The organism is Achromobacter sp. Bel, assembly GCF_012928505.1.
Lineage (GTDB): Bacteria > Pseudomonadota > Gammaproteobacteria > Burkholderiales > Burkholderiaceae_B > Achromobacter.
Genome location: NZ_JABBJN010000015.1, coordinates 61,662 through 78,932 on the forward strand (window position 1 = coordinate 61,662; position 17,271 = coordinate 78,932).

General features: G+C 66.4%; 12 protein-coding genes. 5 read left to right on the top strand and 7 right to left on the bottom strand.

The window, feature by feature from the left end:
* Positions 1 to 99: 99 nt before the first annotated feature.
* The 3 genes from HG262_RS11980 to HG262_RS11990 are packed head-to-tail and all read right to left on the bottom strand — an operon-like array spanning position 100 to position 2,767.
* A complete protein-coding gene (locus HG262_RS11980) occupies positions 100 to 870 on the bottom strand; it encodes a polysaccharide deacetylase family protein (protein WP_169271236.1) in 771 nt (256 codons plus the stop codon).
* Positions 867 to 1,751, bottom strand: coding sequence for a polysaccharide deacetylase family protein (locus HG262_RS11985; protein WP_169271237.1), 885 nt, complete (start codon positions 1,749 to 1,751; stop codon positions 867 to 869). Before HG262_RS11985 ends, HG262_RS11980 begins: the two co-directional genes overlap by 4 nt.
* Positions 1,751 to 2,767 carry a tripartite tricarboxylate transporter substrate binding protein gene (locus tag HG262_RS11990; protein ID WP_169271238.1) on the bottom strand — a complete coding sequence of 339 codons (1,017 nt, stop codon included), beginning with the start codon at positions 2,765 to 2,767 and terminating at the stop codon, positions 1,751 to 1,753. Before HG262_RS11990 ends, HG262_RS11985 begins: the two co-directional genes overlap by 1 nt.
* Positions 2,768 to 2,988: 221 nt before the next feature.
* Here HG262_RS11990 and HG262_RS11995 point away from each other — a divergent pair, with 221 nt between their 5' ends.
* Positions 2,989 to 3,759, top strand: a complete 771-nt coding sequence (locus HG262_RS11995; protein WP_169271239.1) for an IclR family transcriptional regulator — start codon at positions 2,989 to 2,991, stop codon at positions 3,757 to 3,759.
* Between the two features lie 40 nt (positions 3,760 to 3,799).
* On the opposite strand, the gene HG262_RS12000 is transcribed toward HG262_RS11995, so the two are convergent.
* Genes HG262_RS12000 through HG262_RS12010 form a run of 3 tightly spaced genes read right to left on the bottom strand, consistent with a single transcriptional unit; the run spans position 3,800 to position 9,563 of the window.
* Positions 3,800 to 5,272, bottom strand: coding sequence for an efflux transporter outer membrane subunit (locus tag HG262_RS12000; RefSeq protein ID WP_169271240.1), 1,473 nt, complete (start codon positions 5,270 to 5,272; stop codon positions 3,800 to 3,802).
* A 14-nt stretch (positions 5,273 to 5,286) separates the two neighbouring features.
* Complete coding sequence (locus tag HG262_RS12005; protein WP_169271241.1) at positions 5,287 to 8,439, bottom strand: efflux RND transporter permease subunit; 3,153 nt, start codon at positions 8,437 to 8,439, stop codon at positions 5,287 to 5,289.
* Positions 8,436 to 9,563 (bottom strand): efflux RND transporter periplasmic adaptor subunit, encoded by a 1,128-nt coding sequence (locus HG262_RS12010; RefSeq protein WP_169271278.1) that lies wholly within the window; start codon positions 9,561 to 9,563, stop codon positions 8,436 to 8,438. The genes HG262_RS12005 and HG262_RS12010 overlap by 4 nt, the downstream gene beginning before the upstream one ends.
* 190 nt (positions 9,564 to 9,753) lie before the next feature.
* On the opposite strand from HG262_RS12010, the gene HG262_RS12015 reads away from it, so the two are divergent.
* Positions 9,754 to 10,377 carry a TetR/AcrR family transcriptional regulator gene (locus tag HG262_RS12015; protein ID WP_169271242.1) on the top strand — a complete coding sequence of 208 codons (624 nt, stop codon included), beginning with the start codon at positions 9,754 to 9,756 and terminating at the stop codon, positions 10,375 to 10,377.
* On the opposite strand, the gene HG262_RS12020 is transcribed toward HG262_RS12015, so the two are convergent.
* Complete coding sequence (locus tag HG262_RS12020; RefSeq protein WP_169271243.1) at positions 10,374 to 10,754, bottom strand: VOC family protein; 381 nt, start codon at positions 10,752 to 10,754, stop codon at positions 10,374 to 10,376. The genes HG262_RS12015 and HG262_RS12020 overlap by 4 nt on opposite strands.
* Positions 10,755 to 10,878: 124 nt before the next feature.
* On the opposite strand from HG262_RS12020, the gene betT reads away from it, so the two are divergent.
* From betT to HG262_RS12035, 3 genes are all read left to right on the top strand, one after another.
* Positions 10,879 to 12,849 carry a choline BCCT transporter BetT gene (gene betT / locus HG262_RS12025; RefSeq protein WP_169271244.1) on the top strand — a complete coding sequence of 657 codons (1,971 nt, stop codon included), beginning with the start codon at positions 10,879 to 10,881 and terminating at the stop codon, positions 12,847 to 12,849.
* Between the two features lie 166 nt (positions 12,850 to 13,015).
* Complete coding sequence (locus tag HG262_RS12030; RefSeq protein WP_169271245.1) at positions 13,016 to 14,146, top strand: efflux RND transporter periplasmic adaptor subunit; 1,131 nt, start codon at positions 13,016 to 13,018, stop codon at positions 14,144 to 14,146.
* A 16-nt stretch (positions 14,147 to 14,162) separates the two neighbouring features.
* Positions 14,163 to 17,270 carry a MexW/MexI family multidrug efflux RND transporter permease subunit gene (locus HG262_RS12035; RefSeq protein WP_169271246.1) on the top strand — a complete coding sequence of 1,036 codons (3,108 nt, stop codon included), beginning with the start codon at positions 14,163 to 14,165 and terminating at the stop codon, positions 17,268 to 17,270.
* Position 17,271: the final 1 nt, after the last annotated feature.

Genomic DNA, 17,271 nt, shown 5'->3' on the forward strand with positions numbered 1-17,271 from the left:
CGGCGACGCGCGCCGTGTAGTCGGAAGGGGAAATCGATATTGCAAAAATGTTAGCTTATTTTGGCGCCAATATTGCTCAGGGTTTACCCAATGACGGGCTTAGCCTGCCCGCAACGCACGCGCCGCCAGGTCGCCGCAGGCAGAGAAATCGGCTCCCGCCGCCCGGAAGCGTTCCAGCAACTGCTCCACTTTCTGCAGCCGCGCGGCGCGGCCCACGCCGTTGTCGGCGCGCGGATGCAGGGTCAGGCAGGCGTAGCCGTCGGCCGCCAGCAGCGCGTCGCCCTGTTCCACCCAGTGCGCATAGGCGCGGTCCTGGGTGACGCGGCGGCTGAAGTGGGTGGCGTCGCACAGGCCTTCGCTCCAGGGCAGTTCGACCATGCCGGCGCCACCGTCGGCGTCCAGCGCATAGGGCGCGTCGTCGTCGATCGCGCTGCTGTCATAGCGGTAGCCCAATTGCCGCAGGAGCGGCACGGTGCGCGCCGAAAATGCGCTGCTGGTGTAGCGGAAGCCCTGCGGCGCGACGCCCGTCAATCGGCCCAGGCGGTCGCGGGCGCGCTCCAGCACCTCGCCTTCGCGGTCGCCCAGCGTGCTCAGGTCTTCGAAGGCATTGCCCTGGGAGGCCGCCTCGTGGCCGTCGCGCAGGCTTTGCTCCAGCAGGTCGCGGCAGTGTTCGGCTTCGAACACCGGCCAGAAGAGCGTGGCACGGATGCTTTGCCGGCGCAGCATGTCCAGCACGCGGGCCAGGCCGCCGCCATAGGTGTAGCGGCCATGGGCGTCACGGCCGTGCAGCGCGGCTTCGGGCTGGGTCGCGGCTTCCGGGCCGATGCCTTGCACGTTCAGGGTGACCAGCACGGTCTTCGCGGCGGTCATGCGCGTCTCCAGTTGTCGGGGTGGGCCAGGCAGTGGCGGGCAAGCGCTTCCAGCGTCATGACATGCACATCGGATTGTGCGGCGACGTGGCCCAGGAATCGGTCCAGGGCCGCCGCGCGGGCGGGCGTGCCGGACCCGCCGGCCGCCTTGGGGTGCACGGTCAGGTGCACATAGCCTTCGGCCTGGCGCAGCGCCTCGAATTCCTGGACCCAGTTGTCGCAGGCTTCGGCGGCCAGGCTATGGCCCGAGAAGTAGAAGGGGTAGTCGTCCAGCGACACGGTGTTGTTGGGCAGCATGACGAAACCGTCGTCGCCATCGGCCAGGTAGGGCCGGTCCTGGTCTTTTTCGCTGGCGTCGTAGCAATAGCCCAACTCGCGAAGCGCGGGCAGGGTGCGATGGCTCTTGCGCCCCGACGGCGAACACCAGCCCACCGGCGTCACACCCAGTTCCTGCTGGATGATCCGGTGGGTTTTCGCCAGCAGCGCGGGTTCTTCGTCGCCCAGGTCCCAGGCTTCGTGCAGATAGCCGTGCGCGGCGATTTCGTGTCCGGCGGCCAGGATGGCGTGGAAAGTGGCGGGGTAGTGTTCGACGTCATACCCGCAGGCGAAGAAGGTGGCGGGCATGCGGTGCCGCGCCAGGATCTCCAGGTGCCGGGGCACGCCGCGACGGATGGCATAGCGGCCCGCGGTGTACGGGCCCGCCGGAAATTGCTTGCGGCCGACTTCGACGGCGGGGCCGTCCACGTGGACGGTGACGCAGACGACCGCGCGCACCGGCGGGGCGCCCGCGGCCCGCAAGCCTTGCGCGCGCAGTGCTTGGTCCAGCGGCAGCCAGGGGTTGTCGTCGGCGCCAATGACGACGCCGTAAGGAATTCGTTGCATCAGGTGGCCTTGATGTCGGCGTTTTTGATCAGGGTGCGCCACTTCTCGCTTTCGCTGGCGACGAAGCGGCCCAGTTCTTCGGGCGTGCCGCCGTGCAGCTCCAAGCCGTTTTGCGTCAACTGCGCCAGCGCGGGTTGCTTGAGCGCGCTTTGCACGGCGCCGTTCAGCATTTTGATGATGGCGGCCGGGGTGCCCGCGGGCACGAACACGCCGTTCCATCCGATGGCCTGATAGCCGGGGAAGCCGGATTCGGCCACGGTGGGCACGTCCGGCAGTGCCTGGGCGCGCTGCGCGGATGTCACCGCCAGCGGGCGCGACTTGCCGCCGTGGATGAATTGCTGCTGGTTGATCACGACGTCCATCAGGATGGGGAACTGCCCGCCCAGGAAGTCGTTGACCGCCGCCGCCGCGCCCTTGTACGGCACGCCGGGCAGGTCCAGCCCGGCCGTGGCCTTCAGCAGTTCCATGGCCAGATGCGCCGAACTGCCGTTTTGCGTGATGCCGTAGAAGTACTTGCCCGGATTGGCCTTGATGAGCGCGACCAGTTCCTGCAGGGTCCGCGCCGGAAACGACGGATGCACGACCAGCACGTTGTTGTAGTAGCAGACCATCGACACCGGCTCGAAATCCTTGACCGGGTCGTAGCCGATGTTCTCGTACAGGCTCTGGTTCACGGTATGCGTGCCGGTGGAACCCAGCGCGATCGTGTAGCCATCGGGCGCCGAGCGCGCCGCCTGCTGGGTGCCGATGTTGCCTGCCGCCCCGCCTTTGTTGATGACGACCACGCTTTGCTTGAGCGCTTCGCCAATGCCCTGCGCCAGCGGACGGGCCACCAGGTCGGTGCCGCCGCCGGCGGGAAACGGCACGATGAACTGGATGGCGCGCGCCGGATAGTCCGCCGCCCAGGCCTGGCCGGGGCGGGTGATGGCCGCGCTGGCCACGGCTGCCGCCCCGGCCGTCAGGAATTGCCGGCGGCTGATGCCGCCATGCGGTTCGTTGCTGCGTGACTGCGTCATGGTTTTCCCCTTGGGTTTTGCTTCTAATGAATATCATTATTCGATAAAAAACCAGACTTACCAACTAGTATTTATCTATAAATGATAAAAATAGGAAAGGCGATAGTCGCAGGCTGCCATTTATGGCGACCTCGATAGGCTGTCTCCATGGCGCGCGGCGGCGGGGCGGAATGCTGTGATACGCTGCGCCGGTCCCGCGTTGTTCCCTGCCCAAAGACCCCATGTCCACCCTGAAGCGAGCCCTGGCGATTCTTGACCTCTTCAGCCTAGACACTCCGGTGCTTACGGCCGAAGACATCATTTCGCGTCTGGCGTATTCGGCGCCCACGGGTTACCGCTACATCCGCGACCTGTCCGACCTGGGCTACCTGCTGCGGATGACGGGTGGCGGCTACAAGCTGGGGCCGCGCATCATCGAACTGGACCACCTGATCATCGATGGCGATCCCGTGCTGGCCGTGGCGCGGCCGATCATGCGCGAGGTGGTCGATCAAGTGGGCGGTGACGTCCTGCTCAGCGTGATCCACGGCTTACGCATCCTGAACATCCATCATGAACGCGGTCCCGACGAACTGGGCATCCCGCACGGCCGCGGCCGCGCGCATCCCTTGTTCCGCGGCGCCACGGCCAAGACCATCGTGGCGTTCCTGCCGCGCAAGGACCAGCGCAAGCTGTACGAGGCGCATACGGACGAAATCCGCGCGCTGGGCCTGGGCGATACCCTGGGGGAATTCACGGCGAAGCTGGACACGATCCGCGTGCGGGGCGCTTACTTGGGCGTGGGGGAAATTTCACCCGAGCGGGCGGGCATCGCGGTACCGGTGTTCCAGGAAGACCGCCGCATCTTTGGCGCGCTGACCGTCACGTTCCTGGCGACGCGGTTGAACACGATCGCGCAGGACAAGACGACGGCGCTGCTGCAATCCGCGGCCCGCCGCATCGAATCGCTGGCGTTGGCCGCGCGCATGAAAGAACAGGCCCCTGCGCCGTAAGCGCAAGGGCCTGTCTGAATCCCGCCAGAATCAGGTCGGCTCAGGGCTGCCGGGCGGTGGTCTCCGGGGCCCGCGCGGGCGAACCCATGGCCTGGAACAATGCCGCGGTTTCGGTCAGACGGGCGTTCGCGTATTCCAGCTCGCGCAGCCGCGCTGCCACGTAATGCTGTTCCGCCGCGTATTCCGTGTAAGGCGCCAGCGCGCCCAGCCGCACGCGGCTGGCCGTGTTGCGGTAGGACTGCTCGGCTGCCCGCCGCGATGCTTCCGCCGAGGCCAGCGCCTGCCCGTCGGCCTCCAGGCGCGACAAGGTGTCGGCTACATCCTGGAACGCGGTCAGCACGGTCTGCTTGTATTGCAGCACCGAGGCTTGATAGCGTTCCTGCGCTGCGCGGCGTTCGGCCAGCAAGGCACCGCCGTGGAAGATGGGCTGCGTCAGCGAGGCGCCGATGGCCCAGATCGACCCTGCGCCCGACAGCGCGGACGGCCAACTGAAGCCGCCTTTGCCCATGGACGCGGACAGCGACAGGCTGGGGAACAGCTGCGCCGTGGCCACGCCCACGTCGGCGGCGGCGGCCTGCACCACTGCGTCGGCGACCAGCACGTCCGGGCGCGACGCCAGCAATTCCGACGGCACCACCACCGGCACCTGCGCCGGCACTGCCAGCGTGCTGAACGCCAGATCGTCCGGCGCCTGGTCGGGGCTGCGGCCCAGCAGCACGGCCAACGCGTGCCGGGTGGCATGCCACTGCGCACGCAGTCCGGGCAGCGAGGCCTCCAGCGTGGCGGCGTCCTGGTCGGCGTCCAGCGCATCGTTCTGCGAAGCGGATCCCAATTCGTAGCGGCGCTGCGTATCGCGCGCCACCTGGCGCAGCAGGACCACCTGCTTTTCCGTCAGCGCCACGCGCTCGGCCAGCGATGCGGACGTGATGGCGCCGGTGACGATATTGCCAGCCAAGGAGCGGCGCGCGGATTCCAGCTGGAACGCCTGCTGCTCGACCTGCGCCGCCAACGACGCGTTGGCGAAGCGCGCGGCGCCGAACAGGTCCAGGTCGTAGGTGGCCTGGATCTGCCCGGTGAAGACGTTGTACAGCGTCGTGGGTTCGGGCAGGTTCGGCATCGTCAGCGCGCGGTTGCGTTTGGCGTTCGCGCCCGCGTCCACCGACGGCAGCAGGGACGAATTGACCTGTGCGCGCAGTTGCTCGCGCGCGCCTGCCAGGTTGCGTTCCGCCGCGGCCAGGTTGGGACTATTGGCCAGGCCTTCTGCCACCAGCGCGTCCAGCGCGGGGGACCCATAGCGTTTCCACCATTCGGGCACGGGACGCGCGCCCGGCTCGAAACGTTGCGCCACGCCCTGGGCGGCGGCGCCTGCAGCCGGCGTGGGTTCCACGCCGTATTGCACGGGCGATGCCACTGCGGGCGGCTTGCTGTCCGGGGCGAAGGCGCAGGCGCCCAGCACCAGGATCAGCGGCAGCGCCAGCGGCAGTTTGGCCAAACGGAGGGGAAGGGTCTTCATCGTCAGATTTCTCATTACCGCGTGTCGGCGGCGTTGGCGCCGGGCGGCACGCCTTCCGGTTCGTCGCGTTCGTCGTGGCGCACGCGGAACCAGGCCGCATACAGCGCGGGCAGGAAGAACAGCGTCAATACGGTGGCGCTGGTGATGCCCCCCATCAACGCCGTCGCCATGGGACCGAAGAAATTGCTGCGCAACAGCGGGATCAGGGCCAGCACCGCCGCCGCGGCCGTCAGCACGATGGGGCGGAAGCGCCGCACCGTGGCGCCAACGATCGCGTCCACGCGCTTGTGCCCGTTCAGGATGTCCTGCTCGATCTGGTCCACCAGGATCACCGAGTTGCGCATGATGATGCCGAACATCGCGATCACCCCCAGCATGGCGACGAAGCCGAAGGGCTTGCCGAACAGCAGCAGCGCCGCGACCACGCCGATCAGGCCCAGCGGCGCCGTCAGCACCACCATCAGCACCCGCGCAAAGCTCTGCAGCTGCACCATCAGAAGCGTCAGCACTGCCACCGCCATCAGCGGCATCTGTGCGTTGATGGAGGACTGGCCCTTGGCGCTTTCCTCGACCGGGCCGCCCACTTCGATGCGGTAGCCAACCGGCAGTTCGGCCCGGATGGCATCCAGCTTCTTGTCGATGGCGTGCGTGACGTCGATGCCCTGCGCCCCGCTGGCCACGTCGGCCTGCACCGTGATGGTGGGCTGGCGGTCGCGTTCCCAGATGACGCCGTATTCCAGGTCGTAGCGGACCTGCCCCAGGCTGCCCAGCGGCACGGGGCCGTTGGGGGTGGGCATGGCCAGCGTGGCCAGGCGGGCGGGGTCCACGCGTTCGTCACGCGGCGCACGCAGGCTGACAGTGATCAGTTTGTCGCGTTCGCGATACTGCGTGACGTTGTAGCCCGATAGCGTCATCGCCAGAAAGTCGGAAATATCGCTTGAACTGATGCCCAGTTCGCGCGCCTTCTGCTGGTCGATCTCGAAGCGCACGGAACGTTCCGAGGGTTCGTCCCAATCGAACTGCACGTTCACCGACCGGGTGTCGGCGCGCACTTCGGCGGCCACCTTCTCGGCCACGGCCCGCACGTCGGAGATCTTGTCGCCGCTGACGCGGAACTGCACCTGGTAGCCAACAGGCGGCCCGTTCTCCAGGCGCGACAGGCGGGTGCGGATCGCGGGGAATTCCTCGCGCAGCATCGGCGCCAGCCATTGCGCCAGCTTTTCGCGGTCTTCCACCGAATGCGCGGTGATGACGAGTTGTGCGAAGTTGGGCGTGGCCAGTTGCTGGTCCAGCGGCAGGTAGAAGCGCGGCGCGCCCGTGCCCACGAAGCTGACCGAATGGTCGATCTCGGGGCGGCCGTCCAGGGCCTTTTCCAGGCGCTCGACCTGGCGCAGCGTGGCGGCGAACGACGCGCCTTCCTGCAAGCGCACATCCACCAGCAGTTCGGTGCGGTCCGAGCTGGGGAAGAACTGCTGGGGCACCAGCTTGAAGCCCGCCATCGACCCGACGAAGACCAACACGGTGGCGGCCAGCACCCAATAGCGCCGGTCGACACACCAGGCTACCCAGCCGCGCAGGCGCTGATAGAAGCGGGTGTTGTAGATGTCGTGTTCATGATCGTGCGGCAGATGCGCTTCGCGCTTGCGCTCGGGAAGCAGCCGATAGCCCAGCAGCGGGATCAGCACCACGGCGGCGAACCAGGAGGTGATGAGCGCAATGGCGGACACCTGGAAGATCGACCGGGTGTACTCGCCCGTGCTGGACTTGGCCAGCGCGATGGGCAAGAAGCCCGCCACCGTGACCAGCGTGCCCGTCAGCATGGGGAAGGCGGTGCTGGTGTAGGCGTACGCCGCCGCGCGGGCCCGGCTCCAGCCCTGCTCCAGCTTCACCGACATCATTTCCACGGCGATGATGGCGTCGTCCACCAGCAGGCCCAGCGCCAGCACGAGCGTGCCCAGCGATACCTTGTGCAGCCCGATGCCGAAAACGTCCATGAACAGCGCCGTGACCGCCAGCACCACCGGAATCGAAATCACCACCACCATGCCCGTGCGCAGGCCTAGCGACACCAGGCTGACGATCAGCACGATGGCGACGGCTTCCGCCACGGAGCGCAGGAAGTCGTCGACGGAATGCGATACCGCCTGCGGCATGCTGGACACTTCCGTGAGCGTCAAGCCGGCCGGCAGTTGCGTCTTCAGCTTTTCGAAGGTCGTGCCCAGCGATTTGCCCAGACGCACCACGTCCTGCCCGGGCTGCATGGTGATGCCGATGCCCAGCACGGGGTTGCCGCCCGCGCGCATCTGCTCGATGGGCGGATCGTCGTAGCCGCGATGGATCGTGGCGATGTCGCCCAGCCGGATGGATTTTCCGTTCACCCGGATCAGCGTATCCGCCAGCGCGCGGCTGTTCTCGAACTGGCCGGTCGGACGCACGAAGATACGGTCGTCGGCGGTCGTCAGCGTGCCGGCGGCGGCCACCGCGTTCTGCGTATTGATCGCCTGGGCGATCTGTTGCGGCGACACACCCAGCCGGGTCAGCTGCGTGTTCGAGATTTCGATGTAGACGTGTTCTGCCTGGTCGGCGAAGTAGTCGACCTTGGCCACCCCGGGCACGCGCAGCAGTACCGTGCGCAAGCTGTCCGCGTAGTCGTGCAGCTGTGCGGGCGAAAAGCCGTCGCCGTGCAGGGTGTAGATATTGGTGTAGACGTCGCCGAATTCGTCGTTGAAGAACGGGCCCTGCACGCCCTGGGGCAGCGTGGCCTGGATGTCGCCGACTTTCTTGCGTACCTGGTACCACTGTTCGGCCACCGTGCTGGCCGGCGCTGAATCCTTCATGGTGTAGAAGATCAGCGATTCGCCGGGGCGCGAGTAGCTGCGCAGGAAGTCCGTGTTTGGGGTCTCCTGGAGCTTCTTGCCGATGCGGTCGGTGACCTGTTCCTGCATCTGCTGCGCGGTCGCGCCCGGCCACAGGGTCTTGATGACCATGACGCGGAACGTGAAGGGCGGGTCTTCCGACTGCGCCAGCTTGGAATACGACAGCACGCCGAACAGCGTCACCAGCGTAATGATGAAGATCACCAGCGGCTGGTGGCGCAACGCCCAGGCCGACAGGTTGAACTTGCCTTCTTCGTGGCTGTGGCCCGGCTCCCGATCCGGCGCGCTCATGACGCGAAGTCCTCGGCGTGCAGCGGCGGCACGGCGCGCACTTTTTCGCCAGCCGATACCGTGTGCACGCCTTGCCAGACCAGGCGTTCGCCGGCCTGGACGCCGCCGGACAACGTGACCGAGCGCGCGTCGTAGCGCAGTACCTGCACGCGGCGCAGCTCCAGCGTGTCTTCCTGCGGCTTGACGACCCAGACCGCGGGCGCCTTGCCGTCATGGAACAGCGCGGTCGCCGGCACCGTGTAGGTGGTCTGGTTGTTCAAGCTGCGATTGTCGAAGCTGATGTTGGCGGTCATGCCCAGCCGGACGTCCGGCGAGGGCGACTCCAGCGTGAGCTTGACGCGGTAGGTGCGGCTTTGCGGATCGGCCGCGGGCGCGATCTCGCGCAGCACGGCGCTGAAGGTCTTGCCGGGCAGCGGGCCCAGGGTGACGTCGGCGCGCTGGCCCACTGCCAAGCCGGCCAGCACGCTTTCCGGCACGTCGCAGATGGCGTCGATGTCGCCGGACCACGCCAGTTGGTAGACCGGCGTGCCCGCCGCCACGTTCTGGCCGGTGTCCGCCTGTTCCGCGGTAATGACGCCTGCGTGGTCGGCTTGCAGGGTGGTGTATTTCAATTGGTCCGCCGACAGCGCTGCCTGTTGCGCAGCCTGGTCCCGCTGTGCGAGCGCCGAAGCGTAGGCGTTGCGGGTCTGCTCAAGCTGGGTCGCGGCGATCAGGTTTTCGCGCGATTGGGCGCGGTCCCGGTCCAATTGCTGGCGCGCATAGTCCAGCTGATGCTGGGCGGCCGACAACTGGGCCTTCGCGGCGGCCGCGTTCTTGGTCGCGTCAGCGGGGTCCAGCTTGGCCACGATCTGGCCCGGGGTGACGCTGTCGCCCAGTCTGACCTGGCGTTCGATGATCTTGCCGCCTACGCGGAATGACAACGGCGTGCTGTAGCGCGCCTGCACCTCGCCCGGCAAGGTCCAGGCCGGCAGGCGTTCGTCGGCTTTGGCCGGCATGGCGACCACCGGGCGCGGCGCGGGGGCGGGGGCTTCCTTGCGGCCGCAGCCCGACAGGGCCACGGCCAGCGCCAAGGCGGCCGGCAAGGCCAGCCGGCGCGTCCAGCGGCGGGAAGAAGAAAGGGGCAGCGCCGCGGCGGCGGCACGGCCGTGCGCGACGGGAAGGGCGCAAGGGCCAGGACAATTCACGGAACACCTCGCGGCGCGGAAAGGAGCAAAAGAGGGGCGAGTCAGACTCGATACGGCCTGGATTCTAATTCAACTATGAATTCAGATACAAGAGTGTATTTGAAATCGTGGCCAGTGCTAAACTCGCGCCATGTCAAAAATCCGCCTTACCCGCGAGCAAAGCCGAGACCAGACGCGCCAGCGCCTGTTCGACGCCGCGCAATCGGTCTTTCTCAGCAAGGGCTTTGTGGCCGCCAGCGTCGAGGACATCGCCGAATTGGCGGGGTATACGCGCGGGGCCTTCTATTCCAATTTCGGCAGCAAGTCCGAGCTGTTCCTGCAGTTGCTCCGGCGCGATCACGAAAAAGTGATGGCCGACATGCGCGCCATCTTCGAGGACGGCGAATCGCGCTCGCAGATGGAGGCGCGCGTGCTGGAGTACTACAGCACGCACCACCGGGAAAATGACTGTTTCCTGCTCTGGATGGAAGGCAAGCTGCAAGCCGCCCGCGACCCGGAATTCCGGGTGGGCTTCACGGACTGCCTGCGCGAACTGCGGGCGGCCACTACGGAATACGTCCGCCAGTTCTCCGCTCACGTGGGCACGCCGCTGCCGCTGCCGGCAGAACAACTGGCCATCGGCCTGCTGGCCCTGTCGGACGGCATGCAGTTCAGCTATGCCTTCGACCCGCAGGGCGTCCCGCTGGAAATGACCGAGGCCGTGCTGGCGGGATTCTTCCGCCGCGTGGTGTTCGGCGACCCCCCGCCCACTTAATCCTGTAGTTCTGATATCTCGATCAGGTTCAAATCCGGGTCGCGCAGATATACCGAACGGATCTTGCCGGTGGCACCGGTGCGCGGCACCGGGCCTTCGATGATCGTGGCGCCGGCCTGGTTCAACCGGGCGATTACCTCGTCCAGGGGGCGGTCGGCGATGAAGCACAGGTCCAGCGCGCCCGGCACGGGCAAGTGCGCCTTCGGCTCGAACTCATGGCCGCGCACGTGCAGGTTGATTTTCTGGTTGCCGAAGCGCAACGCCTGGCGGCCCGCGCCGAAAGTCTCCAGGCGCATGCCCAGGATGCGGGTGTAGAAATCCACGGTGGCATCGGGGTCGGTGCAGGTCAAGACCAGATGGTCCAGATGAGCGATCATGCGCGTCTCCGTTATTTCAGATTGTCAGCCTTACGATGAGCGTGATAGTAATACCTGCGGCGTGCAGCCAGACTGAGGGGGCCTGCGCCGGATTTTTCTACCCTCGGGCGAAAGGAGCGGCAACTTGACTTCAGAAACCCGACCATCCACGATCAACCGGCCCGTGTTCTTCCCGGCGGCCATCTTCACGCTACTGCTGGTGGGGTACGCGATACTCGCGCCCAAGTCCGCGCAAAGCCTTTTTGAGTCCGTGCAGGGCTGGATCCTGGGCAATGCCAGCTGGTTCTACATCCTGGTCGTGGCGATCATCCTGCTTGCCGTGGTGTTCCTGGCCGTCAGCCGCTACGGCGATATCAAGCTGGGTCCCGATCACAGTGAACCGGACTACCGCAATTTCACCTGGTTCGCGATGCTGTTTTCAGCCGGCATGGGTATCGGGCTGATGTTCTTCGGAGTGGCGGAGCCCGTGATGCACTTCATGTCGCCGCCCGTTGGCGAGGGCGCGACCGCGCTTGCCGCGCGCGAAGCCATGAAGATCACGTTCTTCCATTGGGGCCTGCACGCCTGGGCCATCTACGCGGTGGTGGCGCTGATCCTGGCGTTCTTCAGCTATCGCCACGGACTGCCGCTGACGCTGCGTTCGGCACTGTATCCGCTGATCGGCAACCGCATCCATGGGCCGATCGGCCATGCCGTCGACATCTTCGCCATCATCGGCACGGTGCTGGGCGTCGCGACGTCGCTGGGACTGGGCGTGGCGCAGATCAACAGCGGGCTGAACCACCTGTTCGGCGTACCGGTGGGCGTGACCACGCAGATCATCCTGATCGTCGTCACTTGCGGGCTGGCCACGATATCCGTCGCAAGCGGCCTGGACAAAGGCATCCGCATCCTGTCCGAGACCAATCTGGTGCTGGCGGCGGTGTTGCTGCTGTTCGTGCTGATCGTCGGCCCCACCGTGTTTCTTTTCCAGACCTTTGTACAGAACACCGGCGCGTACTTGTCCGACATCGTCAACAAGACCTTCAATCTCTACGCCTATGAGCCCACCGACTGGATCGGCGGCTGGACGCTGTTCTATTGGGGCTGGTGGATCGCGTGGTCGCCGTTCGTGGGCCTGTTCATCGCGCGCATCTCGCGCGGCCGCACGATCCGCGAATTCGTGACCGGCGTCTTGCTGGTGCCGGCCGGCTTCACCCTGTTCTGGATGACGGTGTTCGGCGATACGGCCATCCATATGATCCTGGTGGACAAGGTGCAGGGTTTCGCGGAAGTGGTGGAAGCCGATTCATCGCTGGCTCTCTTCGCCTTCCTGGAACACCTGCCGTGGAGCGGCGTGCTGTCGATCGTCGCCATCGTGATGGTGGCGGTGTTTTTCGTCACCTCGGCAGACTCGGGCGCTTTGGTGGTGGACTTGCTGGCCTCCGGCGGGTCGGACCGCACACCGGTGTGGCAGCGCATCTTCTGGTCGCTGCTGATGGGGGCGGTGGCGATCGCGCTGCTATTGGCCGACGGACTGACCGCATTGCAGACGGCCACGATCGCAAGCGCGTTGCCGTTCTCCGTCATCCTGCTGTTGTCGGTGTGGGGGCTGTTCAAGGCGTTGAAACTGGACGCGACCAAACGCGGTATCCGCTACCAGTCGCTGACCTTGTCGCGTCCGGCGCGCGGCGGGCAGTCCTGGGAGCGCCGCCTGCGCAACATGGTCATGATGCCGCGCCGCGCCCACGTGCAGCGCTTCATCAGCGACGTCGTGCGCCCGGCGCTGGAAGACGTGGCCGATGAATTGCGCAAGCAGGGCTATGCCGTCGAGGTCCGGGAAAACGAAAGCGACGGCAGCGCGATCCTGGAGGTGTCCCATGGCGAGCACCTGGATTTCTCGTATGCCGTGCAGCCCCAGGCCTTCGTGCGCCCCAGCCTGACGCCGGAAGAGGCTGCCGACGAGGAAGAACGCAAGTACTTCCGCGCCGAAGTCCACCTGCGTGAAGGCGGGCAGGACTACGACATCATGGGTTGGAGCCGGGACGCCGTCATCGGCGACATCCTGGACCAGTACGAACGCCATCGCCATTATCTGCACATGGTGCGAACCTAGGTTCGTACTTGGCGCAGCGCCTGACGCCTGTAACCGCCGGATCTTTCCGGCGGTTTTTTTTCGCCCATAGCCTGCCGCTATCTCCGGCATTGCTTTCGTCCCTTTGACGGATTGCTCGGAATCATGGATTATCCAAGCATATTCTTGGATAAATAGAGAGCGAATCATGAAGGCGAAATCAGGGGCATGGGCGGCGGGTGTCGTCGTGCTGGCGGTCGTGGCGGGGGGCGGGCTGGTCTGGAAGTTCAGCGGGCCGTCGCAGAAGGGCGGTTGGACGATGCCGCCGGCCAAAGTCGCGGTGGCGCCAGCGGTGCGGGCGGACTTTCCCGTGGCGTTGACGGGCATCGGGTCATTGGAGGCGACGCGCCAGGTGCAGGTGCCGGCCGAAGTGGACGGCCGCGTCACCCAGATCCTGTTCACAGCAGGGCAGCGCGTCCAGGCCGGCCAGTTGCTGGTGCAGATGAACGACGCGCCCGAGCAAGGCGAGTTGGCCCGCTTGCAGGCCCAGGCGCGCAACGCGCGGACCTTGCTGGAGCGCACGCGTCGCCTGTTGCCGCAGCAGGCCGCCACGCGCGAGCAGTTGGACCAGGCGCAGGCCGACTACGACCAGGCGGCCGCCGACATCAAGCGGGTACAGGCGCTGATCGAGCAAAAGCGCGTCAAGGCGCCGTTCAACGGCGTGCTGGGCGTACGCCGCGTCAATCTGGGCCAATTCGCCAAGGCGGGCGATGCGCTGGTGTCGCTGACCGACGCGACCACGCTGTACGCCAACATCACCTTGCCCGAGCAGGCATTGGGCGTATTGCGTGCCGGCCAGCCTGTCACCGTGACCGTGGACGCCCACGCCGGGCGCGAGTTCGCCGGACAGGTCACCACCGTGGAACCTCAAGTGGACGCGGGATCGCGCACCGTGCGGGTGCAGGCCACGCTGCCCAATGCCGATGGCGCGCTTGCGGCCGGCATGTTCGCGCACGGCCGCATCGGCCTGCCCGACCGCCCCGGCGTGATCACCGTGCCGGAGACCGCGGTCAGCTATAGCGCCTATGGCGATTCCGTCTACGTCCTGACCCCGCCTGCGGCAGAGCAGCAGGGCGCGGCCCCCACCGTGCGGCAAGCCTACGTGAAGACGGCCGAGCGCATGCGCGGCCGGGTCGTCGTGACCGAAGGCCTGGACGCCGGCGACCAGGTCGTGACGTCCGGCCAATTGCGCCTGCATAACGGCGCGCCGGTCGACATCCTTCCCACCGACACCGTGGCGCTGGACGGCGCGCGGCAAACCGTGGCGCAAGCCAGGTAATGGGGCGGGGGCAATCATGAGATTCACCGACCTCTTCGTCCGCCGGCCCGTGCTGGCCCTGGTGGTCAGCACGCTGATCCTGCTGCTGGGCATCAAGGCGCTGAGCGGCCTGCCCGTGCGGCAGTACCCGCTGACCGAAAGCACCACCATCACCATTACCACCCAGTATCCGGGCGCGTCCCCCGACCTGATGCAGGGCTTCGTCACGCAGCCCATCGCGCAATCGGTGGCCACCGTGGAAGGCATCGACTACCTGTCGTCCTCGTCCACGCAGGGCCGCAGCGTCATTACGGTTCGGATGAAGCTGAACGCCGACTCCAACAAGGCCATGACCGAGGTCATGGCCAAGGTCAACGAGGTCAAGTACCGGCTGCCGCAAGACGTGTACGACCCCGTGCTGGTCAAGTCCGCGGGCGAGGCGACGGCCGTGGCTTACGTGGGTTTCGCAAGCACCACGCTGTCGCTGGCGGCGCTGACGGATTACCTGTCGCGGGTCGTCCAGCCCCAGCTCTCCTCGATCGACGGCGTGGCAAGCGTCGAACTCTATGGCGGCCAGAAGCTGGCCATGCGCGTTTGGCTCGACCCCAACCGGATGGCCGCGCGCGGCATTTCCGCTGGCGAATTGGCGCAGGCGCTGCGCGACAACAACGTGCAGGCCGCGCCGGGCCAGGCCAAGGGGCTGTATGTCGTGTCCAACATCCAGGTCAACACTGATCTCGCGAACGTGGCGGAATTCCGCGACCTGGTGGTCAAGCACGACGGCGACGCCATCGTGCGGCTGGGTGATGTGGCAACGGTGGAACTGGGCGCGGCCTCCACCGATTCCAGTGGCCTGATGGACGGCGAACCGGCCGTGTATTTCGGCCTGAACGCCACGCCGGTCGGCAACCCGCTCGTCATCGTCAAGCGTTTGAACGAGCTGCTGCCGAACATCAAGCAGAACCTGCCGCCGGGCACCAGCGTGCAGGTGCCGTTCGAGCTGGCCCGCTTCATCAGCGCATCCATCGACGGCGTGATGCACACGCTGCTGGAGGCTGTCGCCATCGTGGTGGTGGTGATCTTCCTGTGCTTGGGGTCGCTGCGCGCCGTGCTGATTCCGGTCATTACGATTCCGCTGTCCATGCTGGGCGGGGCGGCCATCATGGCGCTGTTCGGCTTCAGCGTGAACCTGCTGACCTTGCTGGCGATGGTGCTGGCCATCGGCCTGGTGGTGGACGACGCCATCGTGGTGGTGGAAAACGTGCACCGCCATATCGAAGAAGGCAAGTCGCCCGTGCGGGCTGCGCTGATCGGCGCGCGTGAAGTGGCGGGGCCGGTGATCGCCATGACGATCACGCTGGCGGCCGTCTATGCGCCCATCGGGCTGATGGGCGGGCTGACAGGATCGCTCTTCAAGGAATTCGCCTTCACGCTGGCGGGCGCCGTGGTCGTATCGGGCGTGATCGCGCTGACGCTGTCGCCGGTGATGAGTTCTTTCCTCTTGAACAGCCACGTGTCGGAAGGCTGGATGGCGCAGCGGGCCGAGCGCTTCTTCGGGCGGCTGGGTGACGCCTACGGCCGCGTGCTGGACGTGTCTTTGCATCACCGCTGGGTAACCGGACTGATTGCGGTGGGGGTGCTGGTCAGCCTGCCGTTCCTGTACAACGCGGCGCAGCGTGAGCTGGCGCCCGTCGAAGACCAGTCCACCGTGCTGACGGCGATCAAGTCGCCGCAGCAGGCCAACATCGACTATGTCGAGACGTTCGGCAAGAAGTGGGACGACGTCATGAAGACGTTGCCCGAACAGAAAGGGCGCTGGCTGATCAACGGCTCGGATGGCGTGTCCAACAGCATCGGCGGCGTGGACTTCGTCGAATGGAAAGACCGCAAGCGATCGGCCGACGAGATCCAGGCCGACATGCAGTCGATGGCCAACCAGGTCGAAGGCAGCAACATCTTCGCCTTCCAGCTGCCGTCGCTGCCGGGCTCCACGGGCGGCTTGCCCGTGCAGATGGTGCTGATGAGCGCGGCCGATTACCCGGTGGTCTACGAGGCCATGCAAAGCCTGAAGCAGGCGGCGCGCGAAAGCGGCCTGTTCATGGTGGTGGACAGCGACCTGGACTACAACAATCCGGTGGTGCAACTGAAGGTGGACCGCGCCAAGGCCAACAGCCTGGGCGTCACCATGAAGGCCATCGGCGACACGCTGGCGGTGCTGGTGGGCGAGAACTACGTCAACCGCTTTGGCATGGACGGCAGGTCCTATGACGTCATTCCGCAGAGCCTGCGCGAACAGCGCATCTCTCCGGCGTCGCTGGCGCAGTTCCACGTCAAGAGCGCCAGCGGCGCGCAGGTGCCGCTGTCGAACCTGGTGTCGGTATCCATGGGGGTGGAACCCAATTCGCTGACGCAGTTCAACCAGCTGAACGCCGCCACCTTCCAGGCCATTCCGATGCCCGGCGTCACGATGGGCGACGCGGTGCAGTTCTTGTCGCGGCAGGCGCAGCAGCTGCCGGCCGGGTTCAGCTACGACTGGCAGTCGGACGCGCGCCAGTTCAGCCAGGAAGGCTCGGCGCTGATGATCACGTTCATCTTCGCCATCATCGTCATCTACCTGGTGCTGGCCGCGCAGTACGAAAGCCTGCGCGACCCGTTCATCATCCTGGTCAGCGTGCCCATGTCGATTTGCGGCGCGCTGATCCCGCTGGCGCTGGGCATGGCCACCATCAACATCTACACCCAGATCGGCCTGGTGACGCTGATCGGCCTGATCAGCAAGCACGGCATCCTGATGGTGGAGTTCGCCAACGAGATGCAGGTCAGCCACGGGCTGGACCGGCGCGACGCCATGGAGCAGGCCGCCCGCATCCGCCTGCGCCCGATCCTGATGACGACGGCGGCGATGGTGATGGGGCTGATCCCGCTGCTGTTCGCCTCGGGCGCCGGCGCGCACAGCCGCTATAGCCTGGGCCTCGTCATCGTGGTGGGCCTGCTGGTCGGCACGCTGTTCACGCTGTTCGTGCTGCCCACTGTCTACACCGTCTTCGCCCGCGACCACCGCGCGGCCAACGACACGCCGCGCGCCCGCGAGCTGGCCGCCGCGCAGGCCGCCGACGCCGGCACTGTCGCCGTCGTCCCGCATTAAG